Below are 19,803 nucleotides of genomic sequence, written 5' to 3'. Positions count from 1 at the left end.
ATTAGGCCACTGATTCTGTCAAATTTATCTGTTTAGGCATCATCAATGCTTGATCAATTAAAGCAACCCTTAACGTATCTCGACAGCCTAAATAGCGTTGATAGAAACTCGAATTTAATATCGCAGCACCACCATGAGTAATCGACCAAATGGATGCTAGATAATCCCGAGAACTCATCTTACTTTGAATGGATGCTAGATGATTTTCTGTCATACGAATGATAATTCTGAGTCTACTTTTGCGGATCTGATACATTTCATTAAATAAATGATTAATACCCTGACCAGTTGTAGATAATCGTTCTTCAATTTGATGAAAGAGTACAGTACGTTCTGGATGATGCAAATGGTGCAACATAAAAAAAGCTAAATGTTCAGGAAAGCCTTTTTCAGTATCTCGAACCATTTCTAATAACATGCGCTCATTACGAATAATAAGCAACATGTACAATTCATCTTTACTTTGGAAGTGCTTATAGAGTGTTCCTTTTGCTAAATCTAACTCAGCGGCCAATGCATCCAATGTCATGCCCGCTTCGCCGTTTTCCAAAAGAAGTTGTTCTGCGACCTGAAATATTAATGCTTCTCTCGCTCTAAACTGAGCCTGACGATCCATCTTCACTCTATAAACTCTCTTCTTTCTATTTTCCGTATTAAATTTTTACTGCATTCGTAGAAGATTCTCGAAATTTTGCGTTGTAATAAAGGCAATCTCCTCGACTGACTTATCATATACATCACTTAATGCTTTGGCTACATATGGGACATACTTTGGTTCATTAGACTTTCCTCTATATGGCATTGGTGCTAAATAAGGGCTATCAGTCTCAATTAATAGTCGATCTAATGGAACTTGCTTGGCCACATCACGTAAATCCTGAGCATTTTTAAACGATACTATTCCTGAAAATGAAATGTAATAACCGCAATCTAGAACCGCTTTTGCCGTATCCCAATCCTCAGTAAAACAATGCAAAATTCCGTGTGTCGACTTTTCAGCTCTTATAATATCTATCGTATCCTTTTTAGATGAGCGTGTGTGTACGACCACTGGCTTTTTCACCATCTGTGAAGCTTGAATATGTCGTGCAAAACATTCTTTTTGTTCTTTAACAAATTCAGTACTGTGATAATAATCTAGACCCGTTTCACCAATTGCCCAGACCTTATCTATACTCGCCAATTCAACCAAAGTTTCAACAGTAGCACGCTGCATGACTGCTGGATCTTCACATGGATGCACCCCAACACTGTAACCCACTCCTTCGTGTCGAGCTGCAATTTCTGACAGAATAATATGATCATCCAAATCAACCGATATCCCCATCATTTTTGTGACACCAGCATCAATCGCTTGCTGAATTGCTAAATCGATATTTCCCTCGTAAGGTTCAAGATTAAGCATGTTTAAATGACAGTGTGTATCTACAAACACAAGGACACCTTTTAATTTTTTAAGTCAGAGCCTACATTGTAAAGCTTGCACGTGCTGTTGACATACTTCCAGCGAGTATTTTTTCTGCTTCCATCTTGTAATAGGCTCCTTTATCTCCAGTTAACTGCAATCCAAAACCTTGTGGTTTAATGCCCGATTGCTTATAGGAAATCCAAATCACCTTACCCGTAATTGGTATTTTTTGGGTTTGATTAGGAAGTGTTGCCAAGATAAAAATTTCTTCACCCATTTTGACTGGATGTTTGGTTGGAATAAATAATCCACCACCCTCAACAAAAGGCATATAACTGGATTGCAGAGTTTCGCGATCATTAATATTGACTTGTAATAAACCGCCCGGACGTGGCTGCATCTCTATCCCCTGTATTCAAACATGATTATTGAACATTCATTAATTTTATAAAAAGCTGATCAACAATTAAATTTGATTGAACATTCTGCTCAACCATTTGTTTTGCTTGATGCACATCATTATAAATATCAAATAATTGCTCTAATTGATATTGCTCAGCCAACAAACTAAAGTCTAAATCGCTATTTTTTACATTTTGTTCCATTTTATAGGCAACAAGATCAGCTAATAAGTACTCAAACATAACAATCAACTCGGAAAAGTTGAGTTGCTTATTCCATTTAGAGGCGTACTGCATTGGCATATTTTTTTGACTGACTAAATGATACCAATCATTTATAAACGCACTTCGCAGAGTTAACCATTCACTTGAGGCCAACTCAATAGCAGCTAAAGGCATATCATTCGAAAGGTTAAGCAACAGTGAGCTCAAAGTCTGCTGCTCTGCATTCAAATGTTCATTCAAATATGCATTGGCTTGATCATCAGTCAGCCGATCTAAGGCGTAATGTTGTAGGCGACTTCGTATAGTGGCAGGTAATTTTAAATAATGATCCGCCAAAAGAATAATCACAACACGCTCACCTGGTTCTTCAAGTGTTTTCAATAAAGCATTTGACGATGCGATATTGAGCGCTTCCGCCGGTTCAATCACAATAACCCGCCAACCATCGACGGTTTGTTGCACGAATGGCTGTAATTCACGAATTTTCTCAATTTTAATTTTAGCGTTTTGTTTCTTATTGTCCTCATCCGTCGTGACGTAAACATAATTTGGATGAGTATCTGATTTTAGCCACAAACAACTCGAACACTGACCACAAGGTTGATTTGGCTGCTTATCTAAACATAGCAGCCAAGTAACAAATTGCTGGGTAAAAGCTTCTTTACCACAGCCTTTTTTGCCATAAAAAAGTAATCCATGACCTACTTGAGGAAACCGCTGAGTCAGTGTGCTCCATACATTAAGTTGCCAAGGATAAACATGCTGAGTCTGAGTCATTGACTAATCTATACTATTGGAAATGAGAAATAGGCATTGCATTAAGACGGTCTAAATCTTGTTGCGTATCCACACCTGGTGGTAAGCACACCTCTGCCACATCAATTGCGATTCGATGACCATTTTCTAAAACACGCAGTTGCTCAAGGCTTTCTAAAACCTCAAGCTCACCCTGATCCCATGTCACGTACTCTTGCAGTAACTTCACTCTATAGGCATATAAACCAAGATGTCGGTAGGCTTTAGGATGTAGTATATGTGGTTGTTGCTTTGATCCATCACGATCATATGGAATGGTTGCACGACTGAAATAAAGCGCTTCATTGAACTTACTCATGACGACTTTGACAATACTATCGCGTTTAAACTCTTCTAATTCTTGGATCACTTCACACAAAGTGGACATTGAACATTCAGGCTTTTGCTCTAACAAAGAAGCAACCTGTTGGACTAACGAAGCAGGTAATAATGGTTCATCACCTTGCACATTTACAATAATATCTTCACTCGCCCAACCTTTGATTCGTGCAACTTCACTCAATCGGTCGGTTCCAGAAGGGTGTTCTGCACTGGTCAACACAACATCAATTTGTTCTGCCTTACAAAGATCAACAATTCTTTGATCATCAGTAGCAACACATAAATCATCAAACCCAGTCACTTTTCGCGCCTGATCTACCACACGTAAAATCATTTCACGCCCGTGTATTTTAAGTAGTGGTTTTCCAGGTAACCGCGAACTTGCAAAGCGAGCAGGTATTACAATATGTTTCATGGATATTCCTTATGTGTTTACGATACCGAGTTTTGCAAGCTGCTTATCCAGCAAATCATAACAAGCTGATGATAAAGCTGCTTCAACAGGAACCACCCAAATTTCACGACTAAATTCTGGATGTTGTTTTAACAAAGGGAGGAGTTTCACAGCATCTTTTTCAGTGGTGATGATTGGATTTGAATCTTCAAATTGTAAATCATCAATCTGATAATCATAATGATCAGGAAATTCATGACACTGAAAATGCTTTAAGCCCATACTTTCAAGGGTTTTATAAAAGCGTTGCGGGAACCCAATACCTACGACCGCATAATAATTCAAATCAGTGGCAAAATATTCAACTTGATCTTCGACTGGATTTAACAAGTACGGCGCTGCGACTTGTAATTGCATATACAGATCTGAACTTGGTTGTTCAGCATGCTCAATTACTGTACCACTGCATAACCGTGCTACTGGCTCACGCAAAAAGCCTTCTGGCAACAGTTTCTGATTACCCAAACCACGATTGTTATCCAGCACAATCCATTCTAATTGACGATCAAGTGCCCAATGTTGCAAACCATCATCACTAATGATCAAATCAAGTTGATGCTGAGAGAGAAGTAACTCTATACTTTTCTGTCGTTGCCCACCTACGACCATCGGCACGCCAGTCGATTGCACAATTAAACAGGGCTCATCACCCACTTCATTTGGCTCAGAATCGAGATTCACGCTTGCAGGAAAAGGACCTTTACCACCATAGCCTCGACTAATTACTCCAACTCGAATATTTTTTTGTTGAAGATATTTAACCAATTGAATTAATAACGGTGTTTTACCACTACCACCTACCGTTATATTGCCAATGACCATGACAGGAACTGGTGCAGTATAAATAGGTTTTATACCACGTTGATACAAGGCTTTGTTCAGGAAAAATCCTAATCGATAAAGCAATGACAGGGGTCGCAATACAATCAACCACTTGGATTGCTTATTCCAAGCGTTTTGAATGACCTGCGCAATAGACATGACTTATTCCTCAAAATTACGTTGATGCAGTTGGAAATATGCACCACGCAAATCGAGTAATTCCTGATGTGTTCCCTGCTCTAATATTCGACCTTTATCCATTACCACAATAAGATCTGCATTCTCAATCGTTGATAATCGATGTGCAATGACAATCGTTGTCCGATCCTGCATAGCTGCATCAAAAGCACGCTGAATAAAGTATTCAGACTCATTGTCTAATGCGCTTGTCGCTTCATCAAGAATTAAAATTGGAGCATTTTTTAAGATTGCGCGAGCAATTGCAATACGCTGTCTTTGTCCGCCAGATAAATTTAAACCTTGAGCACCTAATGGTGTGTCATAGCCTTGAGGCAGTGCCATAATAAAGTCATGGGCATAAGCAGCTTTCGCAGCAGCAATAATCTGCTCTTCCGAAGCATCTTGTAACTGACCATAAGCAATATTCTCACGAACAGTTCGGTTAAACAGCACGACTTGCTGATTGACCATAGCCACTTGTGAGCGTAACGCTGTAACTTCGATATCTTGAATATCATGGCCATCGAATTTGATTGACCCTGAACTTAATTCTTGAAAACGAACCAATAAGTTAACTAAAGAAGACTTACCAGCCCCCGAACGCCCCACCAACGCTACAGTCTGCCCAGCTTTAACATTTAAATTGAAATCATGGATGGCATGGAAACCATCGCTATATGTTAAATTTGCCTGATTAAATTCAATATTGCCTTTGAGTTGTGGTTTTAACTGCCCTTCATTTTTTTCTTCAGGCATATCCAATAACTCAAATACTGAATGTGCTGCAGCCATTCCTCGCTGTAATTTTTCATTGATATCGGTTAAAGCTTTAATCGGCTTACTCAACATACCGGCTGCAGTAATATACGCAACAAACTGACCCGCTGAAGTATCCTGTAATATCTCAGGTCTTAAAGCAATCCAAATCACAATACTTAAAGCGATCGCCATAATAAGTTGTACAACAGGACTATTTAATTGTTGTACTGCAACCATTTTTAAACCACGACGCAAGTTTTCGAGTGAGGTTTCTTTAAAACGAGTTTGCTCGTATGCCTGTCCACCAAACCCTTTAACAACCAGATTACCATTCACGGTTTCTTGCACTACATGGTTTACATCACCCATCGTATCTTGCACTTGAGTAGACAGCTTACGCATACGTTTAGCAGCTTTTCTAATCAACAAACCGATTAATGGCGCAAAAATCAAAATACATAAAGTCAAGCGCCAGTTGGAATAGAACAAATATCCTAACAGCGCAATGGTGATCAAACCTTGTTGTAATAAGGTTCTTAATGACTCCGTTGAGGCAGCTGTCAGCTGTTCAACGTTGTACATAATTTTGGCAGTAATATGACCACTAGTGTTATCTAAATAATATTGCGACGGCAATCGCATTAATTTAGCAAAAACTTCTTGGCGAATATTAAAAATTAGATTTCGAGAAATTACCGAAGTGTAGTATCCACCTAGAAATAGCCCCACTCCTCGTACAAACATCAAAACAACAACCAAAAATGGGAATAAGTTCGTGAAACTTCGATCCTGTTCTTGAATGGCATTGATAATATGCTCTAATAATTTCGCAACAGAAACTTCAGTCGCGGCATTCAGCACAAAACCAAATACAACAATCAATGCAATCGTCCAGTACTGTTTTAAGTAACTCAACAAACGCATATAAACTTTAAAATCTTGCTTCACTCACAACCTCTAATTGGTACGGTATCCTTAAACACCTAAACAGATTCAGCACGTATGCAATTTAATCATACATAATTCGAACATCGAATGCTAAAGTCTGCCCCACTCTAAAATCAATGACCTGATTGTATGGAATGATCAAAGTAAACCTTAGCTCAATTGGAGTATTGAGACCTAAATGACTTAAATCTCAAACTCATCTAAATAAATCACATTTACTGCTTTTAAATTAATTATTTTTCATCTAAACAGATATTTAGAATACCATCTAACTCATCAAGTGAATGGTAATGAATCACAAGCTTACCTTTACCTTGCTTATTGTGATCAATTTTAACATCTGCACTGAAACGTTCAGAAAGACGCTGAGTCAGTTGCTCTAAATCAGCTGAAATTGATGGTTTTGGCTTATCCTGTTTTGGTGCATTAAAATCACGCACTAACTGTTCTGTTTGACGAACAGAAAGGTTTTTTTCAATGACAATTTTTGCAATTTCAATTTGGTCTTTTGCACGCAAAGTCAATATTGCACGCGCATGCCCCATATCTAATTGACCTTGTTGGATATGGTCTTTAATCGGATCCGCTAAGCTTAATAAGCGCAATAAATTACTTACTGTAGTACGTGCCTTGCCCACCGTTTCAGCAATTTCTTGGTGACTTAATCCAAACTCTTCATGAAAACGTTGCAATGCCATAGCTTGATCAATTGGATTTAAATCTTGGCGTTGAATGTTTTCAATTAATGCCAACGCAATTGCAACTTGATCTGACAAATCACGAACAATTGCAGGAACTTCATTTAGTCCAGCGATTTGAGCTGCTCGCCAACGGCGCTCCCCTGCAATAATTTCATATTGATGCACATCATCCTCAATTGGACGAATGACAATCGGCTGCATGATGCCATGCTTTTTAATAGAAGATGCTAATTCCTGAAGGTCTTCTTCATGAATAAAACGTCGCGGCTGATAATTACCACGTTTAAGAAGTTTGACATCTACTTGTTTGAGCTGACCATGATCTAATGACTGTGCTTCTAATTGTAATTTTTCTTTTTGAATAGAGCCCAATAACGCATCTAAGCCACGACCCTTTGCTAAGCCTCTTTTCTTCACGGTCATGCTTTACTTCCTTTTTTCACTTTGGTTTTTTTTAACATTTCAGCAGCAAGATTCAAATAAGCCACTGCACCCTTAGAACTTTTTTCAAAATAAATAATCGGTAACCCATGTGCTGGCGCTTCCGCTAAACGCACATTTCGAGGAATAACCGTTTCGTATAATTTTTTACCAAAATACTGCTCCAACTCATCCGACACATCACGTGTCAGCGCATTTCGAGCATCGTACATGGTACGCAATACACCAATGATTTCTAAATCAGGATTTAACGCTTGTTGAATACGATCAATCGTTTGTGTTAAATCCGCCAAACCTTCCAAGGCATAATATTCACACTGCATTGGAATGATCACGCTTTTAACAGCAGCCAATGCATTTACCGTGATCAAACTTAAGCTTGGCGCACAATCCACAATGATGTAATCAAACTTATCTTCAATTTGTTGGATCGCATCACGCAGAATAAATTCACGACCGTCTTGCTCAGCAATGGCTAATTCAACACCTGCTAAATCACGATTGGAGCCAAGTACGCGATATCCAACTTCAGCTTTAGCGATGGCAGTTTCAATTGGCACTTCACCCAGTAAAACATCAGTTACTGAGTATAAGAGATCATTCTTTTGAATACCCGAACCCATTGTGGCATTGCCTTGAGAGTCCATATCAATCAACAATACTCGCTTTTTAAGCACTGCTAATGATGCAGCCAAATTTACAGCAGTCGTGGTTTTACCTACGCCACCTTTTTGGTTCGCAATAGCAATAATTTGAGCCATGGTAACCCCAATCCCTAGAATTTTTAAATTTGTTTAAGTAGCAATAAATGACGTTGTTCATCTAAACGAGGAACGTGAAGCTCAATAATTTCGCAACTCAACTCATCTTTATGGTTTTCAATTTCCTCAGCAGGAATTAAACCTTTCATAGAAGCAATAATACTGTTTTCATGCATAAAAGGACGAGAAGCAGTAATAAAATCTGTCAGTGAGGCGAAAGCACGACTGGTAATTACATCGAATTTACCCAGTTCATTAATACTCTCTTCATTCTCTACTCGAGTTTGAACTGCCACAACATTTTTTAGTTTTAGATCAGCAATAAACTGTTTGAGAAAACGAATTTTTTTTCCATTCGAATCCAGAAGCACACAGCTTCGCTCAGGTTGACATAGCGCGATGATCATCCCCGGCATACCACCACCGGTACCGATATCAAGCAATCGCCCTTGAGGCAAGTCTTTCAAGATGCTGAGGCTATCCAATAAATGCTTAACTAACATTTCTTTAGGATCACGAATCGCGGTCAAGTTGTACGCCTTATTCCACAATACAAGCGCATCTTGATATTTTAATAATAAACTCAACGCCTCATCACTGAGTGATAAACCTAGTTTTTGACTACCTTGTTGTAACTCATGAAAAAAAGGATGCATAAACAGTAAACATCTCAATAAAATTAATCAAAGTATACCGTTTTATGCATCGTGGAACACTATTTAACGCTTAGTGAATACTCAGTTAGTTAAATTGTCCTTCTCGAATGTGCTGATCCAACTGCATCAACCTTTCTGGAGTACCCACATCCACCCACATTTCTGCCATTTTTGCAGCAGAAATTCTGTGGTTGTGCATAGCATCTTTAAGCAAAGGTGCTAAAGGACGCTTGCCCCATTCTAGACCTTGAAATAAACGAGGATGAATCACCGCAATACCACTATAAGTCAGATTTTCGCCCTCTTTTTCTTGCTCAAAAGTATAAGCACGACCATCTAATAGTGTGAAATCACCTTGAGGATGTTGTAGCGGATTTGGCACAAGTACTAAGTGTGCTAGATCTTCTTGTAAATCAAGCTCAAGCAACTGAGCAAAATCAAACTGAGTCCACACATCCCCATTGACGAGAATAAATGGTTCTTCACCCAACAAGGGCAAAGCATTGATGATTCCACCAGCTGTTTCCAAACCCTCATCTTCACGCGTCCAGCGAATGTTCACACCAAACTGAGAACCATCGCCTAAAGCACCGATCAATTTGTCTGCCAGCCATGCCGAATTAATAATAATTTCACTAACACCAATCGACTTTAATTTTTCAATATGCCATACAATTAAAGGCTTTCCACCCACTTCCAACAGTGGCTTTGGTTTATAAAGCGTCAAGGGACGCATACGGTTACCCAGACCTGCTGCTAAAATCATGGCTTTCATGCAGCTACTACCTCATAGTGACCATACTTGGCTTCAAATGCATGAAGCACTTTATCTTCAACCCATTGAATAAATGGAGTGAGTTCAGCGTAAGGCTTCGACTCTTCGAGTAAATACCACATGACACGAGGCAGGTCTTTTAAATAGCCCGACTTTCCATCACGTTCAAACAATCGCACAAAAATACCTAAAATCTTTAAATGGCGTTGAATCGCCATGAAGTCGGCATCTTTAATAAAGCGCTCTAAATCACGATCAATTTTTGAATCATCTGGTAATAATTCATAGAAGGTTTTAAACCATTGTTTTACACGTGCTGGAGGCCATTGCACGTATGCATCACGTGTAATTGAAATCAAGTCGTAGGTATCCGCACCGATTACCGCATCTTGAAAATCAATTACGCCTTGTTCTTGTTCATCATTCAACAACATGAGATTACGACTGTGAAAGTCTCGATGAACAATCACTTGGGGTTGAGCTAAAGCCGCATTTGCCAATATCGCAAAAGTGCGCTTAATCAAACCTTGTTCATCAGCATTTAATCGAATATTTAATGATGGAAGCAACCAATCTGTGAATAACTCCATTTCACTGATTAATTTTTCGTAACTATATTCTGGAAACTGATCCACACCACGAATAGACTGTAATTGAATGAGTTGTTTAAAACTCTGTAAATAATGCTGATCTACCGTGTCATTGTTTAAATGGTTCGCTAAAAGCTCATCCCCAAAATCTTCAAGAAGCAACAACCCTTGCTCTAAATCCTTTGCAACAATATGTGGAACACGAACTCCATGACGATCAAAGAATTCGTCAATCGTCACAAAAGGTACACAATCTTCTTTTTCTGGAGGTGCATCCATTAACATAAATGATTTATTATTCAAGGTGATTCGCGCATAGCGACGGAAACTGGCATCGCCTGCTAAATATTTTATTTCGAACTGCTCTGATTGAAGTACAGATTGCACCCACGTATGTATCAATTGTTCACGTTGTGTATTCATTTGCTATAAATTCTAGTACAGGCTGAATATTTAAAGTGCTAAGTGTAGCCACTAATCCGTTTTTTCTCTATGATGCGACAATAATTAATTGCAATTTGCATACTTGGTTAATGATATAAATGAAGCATCAGTTTACTTTCAGCCCTTTGGCGACTGCTATTTTAACCTTATTGTGTGGTAGCACAGTCTCAAGTTATGCCGACTCTAAAGACAGTACAACTGAGGTGGACAATCAAGCACTTCAAACTGCAATTAAAGAAAGCTACCCTGGTCAGCGCTTCTTTGATCAATATTATGTCAATAAAAATTCAGCCGAAGCGCAACAACGTAGCACGTTCTCCCCAAGCTCGAAATTTTGTGCTCAAACTTGGTTGACACCAATCAGCCCTGATACTAAAGCAGTTGATCCTGAGCAAGCAACATCGATCATCACCGCTGATCGTGCATATTACAATCCAAATGGCGATTCAGAATTAGAAGGCAATGTCATCATCGATCAACAAGGTCGTATGGTTCGTGCGGATAAAATTAAAATTGACAATACTCAAACTCATGCCAAAGCTTCTGGCAATGTACAGTTGGCACAAGCGGGTTTATTGGCTCAAAGTGATCAAATTGACTACAATTTAAAAACCCAAACGGGACGCCTCAATAACAGCTTTTATATTTCAGAAGCGACACATGGGCATGGTCGTGCAGAAAATATTGAGCGCACCTCACCCAATATTTTACTCCTTCAGAATGCAACTTATAGCACGTGTCCACCTGAGCAAAGCCCAACATGGAAGATTCAAGCCAATTCGATTGAGTTAAATCAAGACACTGGGCGTGGCGTGACCAAAGGCACTAAACTATATATTAAAAACACACCAGTGCTGGCTGTGCCATATTTCAATTTCCCTATTGATGATCGTCGTACCACTGGCTTATTAAACCCAGGTTTTGGTTATACAAACGATGGTGGTTTAGAACTTGAAGCGCCAATTTATCTCAATTTAGCACCCAATTATGATGCGACTATCACTCCACGTTTCATTGGCGGTCGTGGATTGATGGCTGAGGGTGAGTTCAGATATCTGACTGAACAATATGGTGGCGGTCGTATTTGGGGTGGTTATTTAGCACAAGATCGTAAATATGATGATGAAGATCGTAAAGATTTACACCTCGTGCACAATTGGAAAATCAATGACCAATGGACGACCAACCTAGAATATAACTATGTTTCTGATAAAGACTTCTTTGCAGATCTAGATAGCAATCCGAATACAAGAACAGAGTTAAACCAACGCCGCGCTTGGGATCTTAATTACGCGAATGGAATTCCAGGGTTACGCGCGCAACTCAAAGTTGAAGACTTCCAGACGCTAGACCCTGATGTTGATGATGTTGATCGCCCCTATGCACGACTACCGCAATTGCTCGTCAATTATATCACTGGTAATCCGCAAGGACTGGAATATGAATTTAATAACGATACAGCATATTTCCAAAAAGATATTAATGACTTAAATGCTTCAGACAACTCAAATATGGACACCATTTATCAACCAAGTGGTACACGTCTTTATAATGAGTTTTCTGCTCGATATAACTTCCGCAATCAGTGGTCATTCTTTATACCACAAGCATCAGTTCGCTCTATAAATACTTTCTTTGATCAAAATACGATTGATCGTATCACTGAAGAACAAAGAAAAAACACCAAAGATAATGCAGTTATAGTTCCAGAGTTTACTTTAGATGCTGGTCTTATCTTTGAAAAAGATGGAAAATTCTTACAAACCATCACACCACGTGCATTCTATGCTTATGCACCACACAGAAATCAAAACAGTTCACCGAACTTTGACTCAACCGCAGCGTCCCTGAATTACGATCAACTCTTTAATCCACGTCGCTTTTATGGCCACGACCGCCTAGAAGATAATAACTTCTTATCACTCGGGGTAAGTTACAGCCTCTTTGATACAATCGGATTAGAACGTTTACGTGCCAGCATCGGACAAAGTTACTATTTTGAAGACCGTAAGGTGACTTTGAATAATAGTCAAAATGACCCATTTAATACTGAGCGTCAAACTGGTCCTGTGATCAGCATTGCCAGCCAGCTTTCTCAGAACTTTACTGTGAATGCAAACTCAATGTGGATGTCTAACGGAGATAATGCTCAACGTGATCTACAAGTGTATTACACAGGTGATCAAGGTAACCTATACAACTTTGGTTATTTTAATCGTAAGCGACTTGAAGATCGTCAAGACCACTATGACCAAGTTACAGCATCCTTTATACAACCTGTGAAAGGTAATTGGAATTTGATGGGTCATATGCAATATGATCTAGACAACAGTGTTGCACGCGAGTACCTTTTAGGTATTAATTATGAGTCGTGCTGCTGGGGTGTTTCGGTCTATGGTCGCTCTTATTACAATGACTTAGATGATGTTAATGCACCAGACACCAAACAAAAACGTGCTGTAATGGCAGAGTTTACACTTAAAGGACTTGGTGGCTTAAACAGTAAGTTAAGCTCTTTACTGGAAAATCGAATCTTGGGTTTCGATAAAGTTAAACAAAATTGGACGAATTAATGAAGATGCAAAATTTAAAACAACTCTTTAAAGCTTCAGCGTTAGCACTTGTTATTTCTGCATCAGTGTCAAGTTATGCAAACCCATCAGATCAAATCGTTGCTATTGTTGGCAAAAGCGCCATTTTAAAAAGTGACATTGCACAAGGTGTCGCTGAGCTACAACATCAGCTTAAAGCTCAAAAAAAGGATGTACCACCACTTCAGGTACTTGAAAATCAAGCTCTGAATAAACTTATCATCCAAAATGCGCAACTTGAACAAGTAAAACGCTATGGCATTCAAGTTGATGAAAAAACTTTAAATGATGCTGTACTTAATGTTGCTCGCCAGTCGAACAGTAATAGCCTAGAAGACTTCCAGCAAAAGCTTGACCGTATGGCTCCAGGCACTTATGAAAACCTACGTGCTAAAGTCGCTGATGATCTTGCTATTCAGCGCTTACGTCAACAACAAGTGATGTCACGCATCAAAATCAGCGACCAAGATGTTGAAAACTTCCTCAAATCACCGGAAGGTCAAGCTGCTGTGGGTACTCAAGCTCACGTGATTCACTTCAGAATTTCTGGTGAAGCCTCTCAACAAGAACTCACTCAAGTCGCGCAACAAGTTCAAGATGCACTTCAAGCTTCGAATGATGTAGATGCGATACAGAAACAATTTTCTACATCTACAATTAAAGTCGAAGGTGCAGATATGGGCTCGCGCTCAATCGCAGATATTCCAGAAGAACTTGCATCGAGTATCGCTTTAGTTTCACCAGGCAATACTACTGATTTAATTCAGGCTCGAGATGGCATCCACTTGTTGAAACTCTTAGAGCGCAAGTCAAATCAGAAAAAGACAATTGTGCCACAATACCAAACTCGCCATATTCTGATTAAGACTTCTGAAGTGGTGAGTCCTGAAAATGCCAAACACACTATTGACAGTATCTATAGCCGTGTAAAGGCAGGTGATGATTTTGCAGTCCTTGCTGCAACTTATTCTAATGATCCAGGTTCTGCACGTGATGGTGGTAGCTTAGGTTGGGTTTCACCAGGTATGATGGTGCCAGAGTTTGATCAAAAAATGCAGACTGCGAAAATTGGCGAAGTCAGTGAACCTTTTGAAACACAGTTTGGTTGGCATATTTTGCAAGTTACTGATGCACGTCAGCAAGACATGACTCAGGAACAGCAAAAACGCATAGCGCGCCAAATTCTTGGTGACCGTCAATTTGATGCAGAGTTAGATGGCTGGTTAAGAGAGCTTCGCGCAAGTACATACGTTGAAATTAAACAACCCAACCAAAACTAATTTTTTCTTAATTGAGAGCCTCCACTATGGGGGCTTTAATTTTAATTTTTAGGCTGTTCATATAAAAAAAGGCACCTTCATCAGGTGCCTTTTTGATTACTCAAAAATTAACGATTGTTATCGTCTTCTTGAGCATCATCAAATTTTGTTTCGCCATCAAAGTTTGGTGTAGAAGTGGCACCAAAGCCACCTTGACCACCGAAGCCACCTTGACCACCGAAGCCACCTTGACCGCCAAAACCTTGACCGCCACCGAAGCCACCTTGACCGCCAAAGCCACCTTGACCGCCAAAGCCACCTTGACCACCGAAGCCGCCTTGACCACCGAAGCCACCTTGACCACCGAAGCCACCTTGTTGACCACCGAAGCCGCCTTGAGCACCAGCAGGAGCGCCTGCAGGAGCACCAGCAGGACGTGGATTACGTGCAGGTACAACTGTTGAAATAGCGTGTTTGTAAACCATTTGGCTTACCGTGTTTTTTAATAATACAACGTATTGGTCAAATGATTCGATATGGCCTTGTAATTTAATACCGTTGACTAAAAAGATTGAAACTGGAATACGTTCCTTACGGAGAGAGTTTAAGAACGGATCTTGTAAAGTTTGACCTTTAGACATGTTATACTCCAAAAAATAAAATCAGCGCAAAAAAACTATCTTTATTTTTCAATTAAAATTTATAAAAAAGATAGTGAGTAAATTTTGCTTTATCCATATAAGTTTCGCAAGTCTTCTTGAGCTTGCTTTATCGTCAAAAAAGTTTGAAAACTGTGCGCTTCTTGCAAAGAACGTAACCAAGTGTATTGACGTTTAGCAAGTTGTCGTGTTGCAAACAAACACTTGTCTTCCATATCTTGCTTAGATTTGAGACTTCTATCACTATTTTTAAGAAAATCTAAAGCTTGGCGATATCCAACAGATCTCGCCGATGGCAAATTATCGTTTAAATCGTATTTTTCAATCAGATACTCCACCTCATTTAAAAAACCGATATCCCACATTATTTTTAGGCGCAGTTCAATTCTTTTGTGTAATTCTACACGATCAGGTAATAGCGCATAATTATTAAAATTGTAACGATATGGCTGTTTTTTAGGCTGTTCAGCTTGAAGCTCAGTGATAGGTCGACCTGTCAGACGATAGACCTCTAGCGCGCGTATAATGCGCTGACGATCACTCACTTTAAACTTCTCACCTGCCATAGGATCGACACGTTTTAACTCTTCGTAGACGCTGTCCCAACCGAATGCCATGGCTTCATTTTCAATTTGTTGACGTACCTTTTCATCAGCATTAGGGAGATTCGTTGCCAAGCCTTCCAACAGTGCTTTGTAGTACAACATCGTCCCACCCACCAAAATTGGGGTCTTACCGCGTGAATGTATTTCATCAATCAGCAGCGATGCATCTTCAACGAATTGAGCTGCCGAATAAACCTCGAGCGGTGTAATAATATCAATCAAGTGATGTGGATATCGTTCCTGCTCTTCTTTTGATGGCTTTGCCGAACCGATATCCATGTCCTTATAGATTAACGCAGAATCCACTGAAACAATTTCAAAATTACCGCGCTCATATAGCTCGCATGCCAAAGCAGTTTTCCCACTCGCAGTCGGCCCCATTAAGTTGATGACTGGCATTTGATTTGACATGTACAATTACTCTCCTCGAGCAAATAATTTATCTAATTGACTAAGTGGAAAAGCTCTCCAAGTCGGTCGTCCATGATTACATTGACTTGCAAACTCAGTTTGTTCCATCTGCCTCAACAGTGCATTCATTTCAGAAATACTTAACATTCGATGCGCACGCACTGCGCCATGACATGCCATCCCTGCCAAGATATGGTCTCTTTTTTGTTGTAAAGCACTGGCCTCATCATTGGGATCAAGATCATTCAAAAGTTCTGGGATTAATGCATTAAAATCAGCTTTGTGCAAAATAGCAGGCACACCTCGCACTATCACTTGCTCATCGCCATATTGATCAATTTCTAAACCAAGCCGCGCCAACTGAAGCTTAAGGTCTTCGATACGCGTGGCTTGCATGCGTGTAATTGAAATCACTTTTGGAATAAGCAACTGCTGTGATGTCCAAAATTCAGGTTTATCCCAAGCAGATTTCATTTGCTGCAACAAGATTCGCTCATGCGCAGCATGCATATCCACAATGATCAAACCTTCAGAATTTTGCGCCAGAATATAAATTCCATGAAGTTGTGCAATTGCAATCCCCAAGGGGAACTCATCAACTCTAGACGATGTTGATTCTATCTCAGCATCATGAGGAACTTCAAAATTAGATGACGTTTCTTTCAAAGGTGCCAAATAAGATTTGAGTGCATTACTGATATTAGAATTTGAATAAGGCTGGCTCGGCGCACTATATTGAACTGACTGAGGCTGTTTAACACTAAAATCTGTTAAATAGCCCTCATGACTCGATTCCTGCAACGTCTGGGACATAGGGGGCGATGCTGGAGCATTTTGATGCAGATTAAATTGCTCTTGATAACGTGGTAACTGTACTGATGGTGCGATGACATCTTGATCAAGCTTTAAAGCCTGGGCTAAATCCGCAGTCGCAGTTTGAAATTGCGACAAAGTTTCTTTGGCAAAATGACGTACAAATTCGTGTACTTCACGTTGATTCAAAAATCGAATTTCATGTTTAGTCGGATGCACATTCACATCAATAAATTCAGGATCAACTTCTAAGAACAACAAATAAGCTGCATGTTGATGCCCATGCAAGATGCCATCATAGGCCATTCGCAAAGCATGAGAGATTGTTTTATCTTTTACGATACGACCATTCACGTACACATACTGCAAATCACTTTGTGCTCGAGCATCAGAAGGATGACCTAACCATCCTGATAAGCGCATATTGACACTATCAGCATCGATCCAATACGCATTTTCCGTAAATTGTCGACCTAAAAGCTGCTGTACACGTTGAAATCTGAGTTGACCACTGTCTGCGACAGGCAAATTTAAACGAATAGCACCATTATGTTCCAGCACAATCCGAATATCGAAATGCGTTAAGGCTAAGCGCCGTACGATTTCTTCAATGTGACCAAATTCCGTATTTGGCTTTTTTAAAAACTTTCGTCTTGCTGGCACATTAAAAAATAAATCTTGTACACGTATGTGTGTGCCTTGCTGAGTAGCAACAGCTTGAATCTCTTGATGATCAAAGGCCGTGCCGTTTACTTCGACCTGATAACCAATTCCTGAATCATCACGACTACTGGTCAAGGTCAAGCGCGAAACAGCAGCAATGGAAGCCAAGGCTTCTCCGCGAAAACCTAAGCTCACAATTGCATGTAAATCTTCAGCAGTTTGAATTTTACTGGTCGCATGACGCATGACCGCAAGCGGAAGATCCTCAGGATGAATCCCTTTGCCATTATCGATAATCTCAATCAGCGTACTACCGCCTTGTTCGACTCGAATGATTAATTCAGTCGCATCTGCATCAATGGAGTTTTCTAGAAGTTCCTTCACCACTGATGCAGGACGTTCAATTACCTCTCCCGCAGCAATTTGGTTTGCTAATGCAGGAGATAAGGTTTGAATTCGATTCAAGCTAAGATCATGCGCCATAGATTTATTTAAAACTGTGTCTTTAATTTTGCGAGTAAAACTTCATCATTTGAAGAAATCGTGACATGACGCACTGATTCATCATCAGATTTCTCAATATTCAAGATAACATCTGCTTCTGGAATTTCGTCACCACCTTTAGAGGGCCATTCAAACAAGAATAGCGCATCAGCAATATCCAGATAATCACGAAGACCCATCAACTCAAGTTCATAAGGATCATTCAAACGATACAAATCAAAATGAAAGACATCCTGCTGATTGATTTTATAGGGTTCAACCAGTGTATAAGTCGGGCTTTTAACCGCACCACGATGACCTAAATTTTGCAGCCAATAACGCGTCAGGGTGGTTTTACCCGCACCCAAATCTCCAATGAGGTATATGACACCCTTTTCAATACACTGCCCTAAACATGCAGCTAATTTTTGAGTATCTGCTTCATCATTTAAGTTGAGTTGAAAAGAATATTGCATCTGGATCACATTAGACATCTGTTGAAGAGGTATAATAGCATGCTCCTGAACAGTGCCTATCTAGACTTGTTCAAAAACTCATTCATCTGATCATTTTTTTATTCTGTTGTCTTGTTATGCCAAAATCAAATTCAGAAAGTGCCCCAAGTTTTACGCCACCGATGATCAATGGTGTAACAGCCAGCAAAGTATTTCTTCCAAATCTACAAATCTCCCCAATTACGATTTATGATTTTCTCATTCAAGCCTTTTCTCATATAGACGCACTGGAGTGGCAACAACGTTTTCAAGATGGTCTTATTTATAATGCAGATGGCAACAAACTTTCAATCAACTCGGCGTATCAACCTAATTCTCATATTTTTTATTATCGTTTTTTAGCAAACGAAATTCATGTTCCGTTTAAGGAAAAAATTTTATACGAAAACGATGATCTGCTCGTGGTGGATAAACCTCATTTTTTAACCATGAGTCCGACAGGTCAATATGTTCAAGAAACCTTATTGGTGAGATTAAAGCAGCTCACTGATAATCCTCATCTCACACCGATTCATCGTTTAGACCGCGAAACAGCAGGTGTTGTTTTATTTTCAAAAAAAGTCGAAAGTCGCGGAGTCTATCAACAACTTTTTGCAGATCGAAAGGTATCCAAAACATATCAAGCCATCGCACCTTACTCAAAAGATTTAGTCTTTCCACAAACAGTCGAATTGCGCATGGAAAAGGGAAATCCATTTTATATAATGAAAGTATGTGAAGGCGTCACCAATTCTGTCACTGAAATTGACCTGATAGAACACAATTCACAGTGGGGACGATATATTTTGAAACCACTGACCGGTAAGCAACATCAACTCCGCGTTCACCTCAATGCGCTCAACATTCCAATCAAACATGATCCTTTTTATCCGGTAATCGCGCATAAAGCTGAGGATGATTTCAGTGCTCCGTTGCAATTACTTGCTGATGAGCTTCAATTTATTGATCCGATATTAAATATTGAAATGCACTTTAAAAGCACGCAAACACTGACATTGTAGGTTCATTGTAATGACAAATTTATATAATTTTCACGTTCAGACATTGAAATTACATTTACTTAGATTAAAATAAGCACTTAAATTTAGAGTCGTTTGGTTTT

General features: G+C 39.5%; 19 protein-coding genes. 3 read left to right on the top strand and 16 right to left on the bottom strand.

Annotation, left to right across the window (positions count from 1 at the left end; genetic code table 11):
* Position 1 precedes the first annotated feature (1 nt).
* The 12 genes from AC1M9B_RS01915 to AC1M9B_RS01860 all read right to left on the bottom strand — a co-directional run bounded on the left by AC1M9B_RS01915 (position 2) and on the right by AC1M9B_RS01860 (position 10,681).
* Positions 2 to 616, bottom strand: coding sequence for a TetR/AcrR family transcriptional regulator (locus AC1M9B_RS01915; protein ID WP_035264575.1), 615 nt, complete (start codon positions 614 to 616; stop codon positions 2 to 4).
* Positions 617 to 661: 45 nt separating this feature from the next.
* Positions 662 to 1,435 carry a TatD family hydrolase gene (locus AC1M9B_RS01910; protein WP_035264578.1) on the bottom strand — a complete coding sequence of 258 codons (774 nt, stop codon included), beginning with the start codon at positions 1,433 to 1,435 and terminating at the stop codon, positions 662 to 664.
* Between the two features lie 31 nt (positions 1,436 to 1,466).
* The gene (locus AC1M9B_RS01905) at positions 1,467 to 1,808 is read right to left on the bottom strand and encodes a PilZ domain-containing protein (RefSeq protein ID WP_481587020.1); all 342 of its coding nucleotides are present in this window, start codon (positions 1,806 to 1,808) and stop codon (positions 1,467 to 1,469) included.
* 25 nt (positions 1,809 to 1,833) lie between these two features.
* Positions 1,834 to 2,811: a DNA polymerase III subunit delta' gene (locus AC1M9B_RS01900; RefSeq protein ID WP_481608411.1), complete on the bottom strand. Its 978-nt coding sequence runs from the start codon at positions 2,809 to 2,811 to the stop codon at positions 1,834 to 1,836.
* A gap of 13 nt (positions 2,812 to 2,824) precedes the next feature.
* Positions 2,825 to 3,586, bottom strand: coding sequence for a 3-deoxy-manno-octulosonate cytidylyltransferase (gene kdsB / locus AC1M9B_RS01895; protein ID WP_481608410.1), 762 nt, complete (start codon positions 3,584 to 3,586; stop codon positions 2,825 to 2,827).
* A gap of 9 nt (positions 3,587 to 3,595) precedes the next feature.
* Complete coding sequence (gene lpxK / locus AC1M9B_RS01890; RefSeq protein WP_481608409.1) at positions 3,596 to 4,606, bottom strand: tetraacyldisaccharide 4'-kinase; 1,011 nt, start codon at positions 4,604 to 4,606, stop codon at positions 3,596 to 3,598.
* Positions 4,607 to 4,609: 3 nt separating this feature from the next.
* Positions 4,610 to 6,334: a lipid A export permease/ATP-binding protein MsbA gene (msbA, locus tag AC1M9B_RS01885; protein ID WP_035264595.1), complete on the bottom strand. Its 1,725-nt coding sequence runs from the start codon at positions 6,332 to 6,334 to the stop codon at positions 4,610 to 4,612.
* 233 nt (positions 6,335 to 6,567) lie between these two features.
* The gene (locus AC1M9B_RS01880; RefSeq protein ID WP_035264597.1) at positions 6,568 to 7,458 is read right to left on the bottom strand and encodes a ParB/RepB/Spo0J family partition protein; all 891 of its coding nucleotides are present in this window, start codon (positions 7,456 to 7,458) and stop codon (positions 6,568 to 6,570) included.
* Positions 7,455 to 8,237, bottom strand: a complete 783-nt coding sequence (locus AC1M9B_RS01875) for a ParA family protein (protein ID WP_481608408.1) — start codon at positions 8,235 to 8,237, stop codon at positions 7,455 to 7,457. Before AC1M9B_RS01875 ends, AC1M9B_RS01880 begins: the two co-directional genes overlap by 4 nt.
* Positions 8,238 to 8,260: 23 nt before the next feature.
* Entirely contained in the window at positions 8,261 to 8,893 is a 633-nt protein-coding gene (rsmG, locus tag AC1M9B_RS01870) for a 16S rRNA (guanine(527)-N(7))-methyltransferase RsmG (protein WP_092766213.1), read from the bottom strand.
* An 85-nt stretch (positions 8,894 to 8,978) separates the two neighbouring features.
* Positions 8,979 to 9,668: an N-acetylmuramate alpha-1-phosphate uridylyltransferase MurU gene (gene murU, locus AC1M9B_RS01865; RefSeq protein ID WP_481608407.1), complete on the bottom strand. Its 690-nt coding sequence runs from the start codon at positions 9,666 to 9,668 to the stop codon at positions 8,979 to 8,981.
* The gene (locus tag AC1M9B_RS01860) at positions 9,665 to 10,681 is read right to left on the bottom strand and encodes an aminoglycoside phosphotransferase family protein (RefSeq protein WP_481589852.1); all 1,017 of its coding nucleotides are present in this window, start codon (positions 10,679 to 10,681) and stop codon (positions 9,665 to 9,667) included. The genes murU and AC1M9B_RS01860 overlap by 4 nt, the downstream gene beginning before the upstream one ends.
* A 119-nt stretch (positions 10,682 to 10,800) precedes the next feature.
* Between AC1M9B_RS01860 and AC1M9B_RS01855 the strand changes: the two genes are divergently transcribed.
* Entirely contained in the window at positions 10,801 to 13,275 is a 2,475-nt protein-coding gene (locus tag AC1M9B_RS01855; RefSeq protein ID WP_481608406.1) for an LPS-assembly protein LptD, read from the top strand.
* Entirely contained in the window at positions 13,275 to 14,573 is a 1,299-nt protein-coding gene (locus AC1M9B_RS01850) for a peptidylprolyl isomerase (RefSeq protein WP_481608405.1), read from the top strand. The genes AC1M9B_RS01855 and AC1M9B_RS01850 overlap by 1 nt, the downstream gene beginning before the upstream one ends.
* 107 nt (positions 14,574 to 14,680) lie before the next feature.
* Here AC1M9B_RS01850 and hfq read toward each other — a convergent pair whose 3' ends face one another.
* The 4 genes from hfq to tsaE all read right to left on the bottom strand — a co-directional run bounded on the left by hfq (position 14,681) and on the right by tsaE (position 18,662).
* Positions 14,681 to 15,193, bottom strand: a complete 513-nt coding sequence (gene hfq / locus AC1M9B_RS01845) for an RNA chaperone Hfq (RefSeq protein WP_035264611.1) — start codon at positions 15,191 to 15,193, stop codon at positions 14,681 to 14,683.
* An 89-nt stretch (positions 15,194 to 15,282) separates the two neighbouring features.
* On the bottom strand, positions 15,283 to 16,227 hold the full coding sequence (gene miaA / locus AC1M9B_RS01840) for a tRNA (adenosine(37)-N6)-dimethylallyltransferase MiaA (RefSeq protein WP_481608404.1): 945 nt from the start codon (positions 16,225 to 16,227) through the stop codon (positions 15,283 to 15,285).
* A 6-nt stretch (positions 16,228 to 16,233) separates the two neighbouring features.
* Complete coding sequence (mutL, locus tag AC1M9B_RS01835) at positions 16,234 to 18,186, bottom strand: DNA mismatch repair endonuclease MutL (protein ID WP_481608403.1); 1,953 nt, start codon at positions 18,184 to 18,186, stop codon at positions 16,234 to 16,236.
* An 8-nt stretch (positions 18,187 to 18,194) separates the two neighbouring features.
* Positions 18,195 to 18,662, bottom strand: coding sequence for a tRNA (adenosine(37)-N6)-threonylcarbamoyltransferase complex ATPase subunit type 1 TsaE (tsaE, locus tag AC1M9B_RS01830; protein WP_481608402.1), 468 nt, complete (start codon positions 18,660 to 18,662; stop codon positions 18,195 to 18,197).
* A gap of 116 nt (positions 18,663 to 18,778) precedes the next feature.
* Here tsaE and AC1M9B_RS01825 point away from each other — a divergent pair, with 116 nt between their 5' ends.
* On the top strand, positions 18,779 to 19,702 hold the full coding sequence (locus tag AC1M9B_RS01825) for an RluA family pseudouridine synthase (RefSeq protein WP_481608401.1): 924 nt from the start codon (positions 18,779 to 18,781) through the stop codon (positions 19,700 to 19,702).
* Positions 19,703 to 19,803 lie beyond the last annotated feature (101 nt).

It is taken from the genome of Acinetobacter sp. ANC_7513, assembly GCF_056779915.1.
The sequence above is the reverse complement of the archived record's forward strand: the minus strand, read 5'-3'. Positions and strand labels throughout refer to the sequence as shown.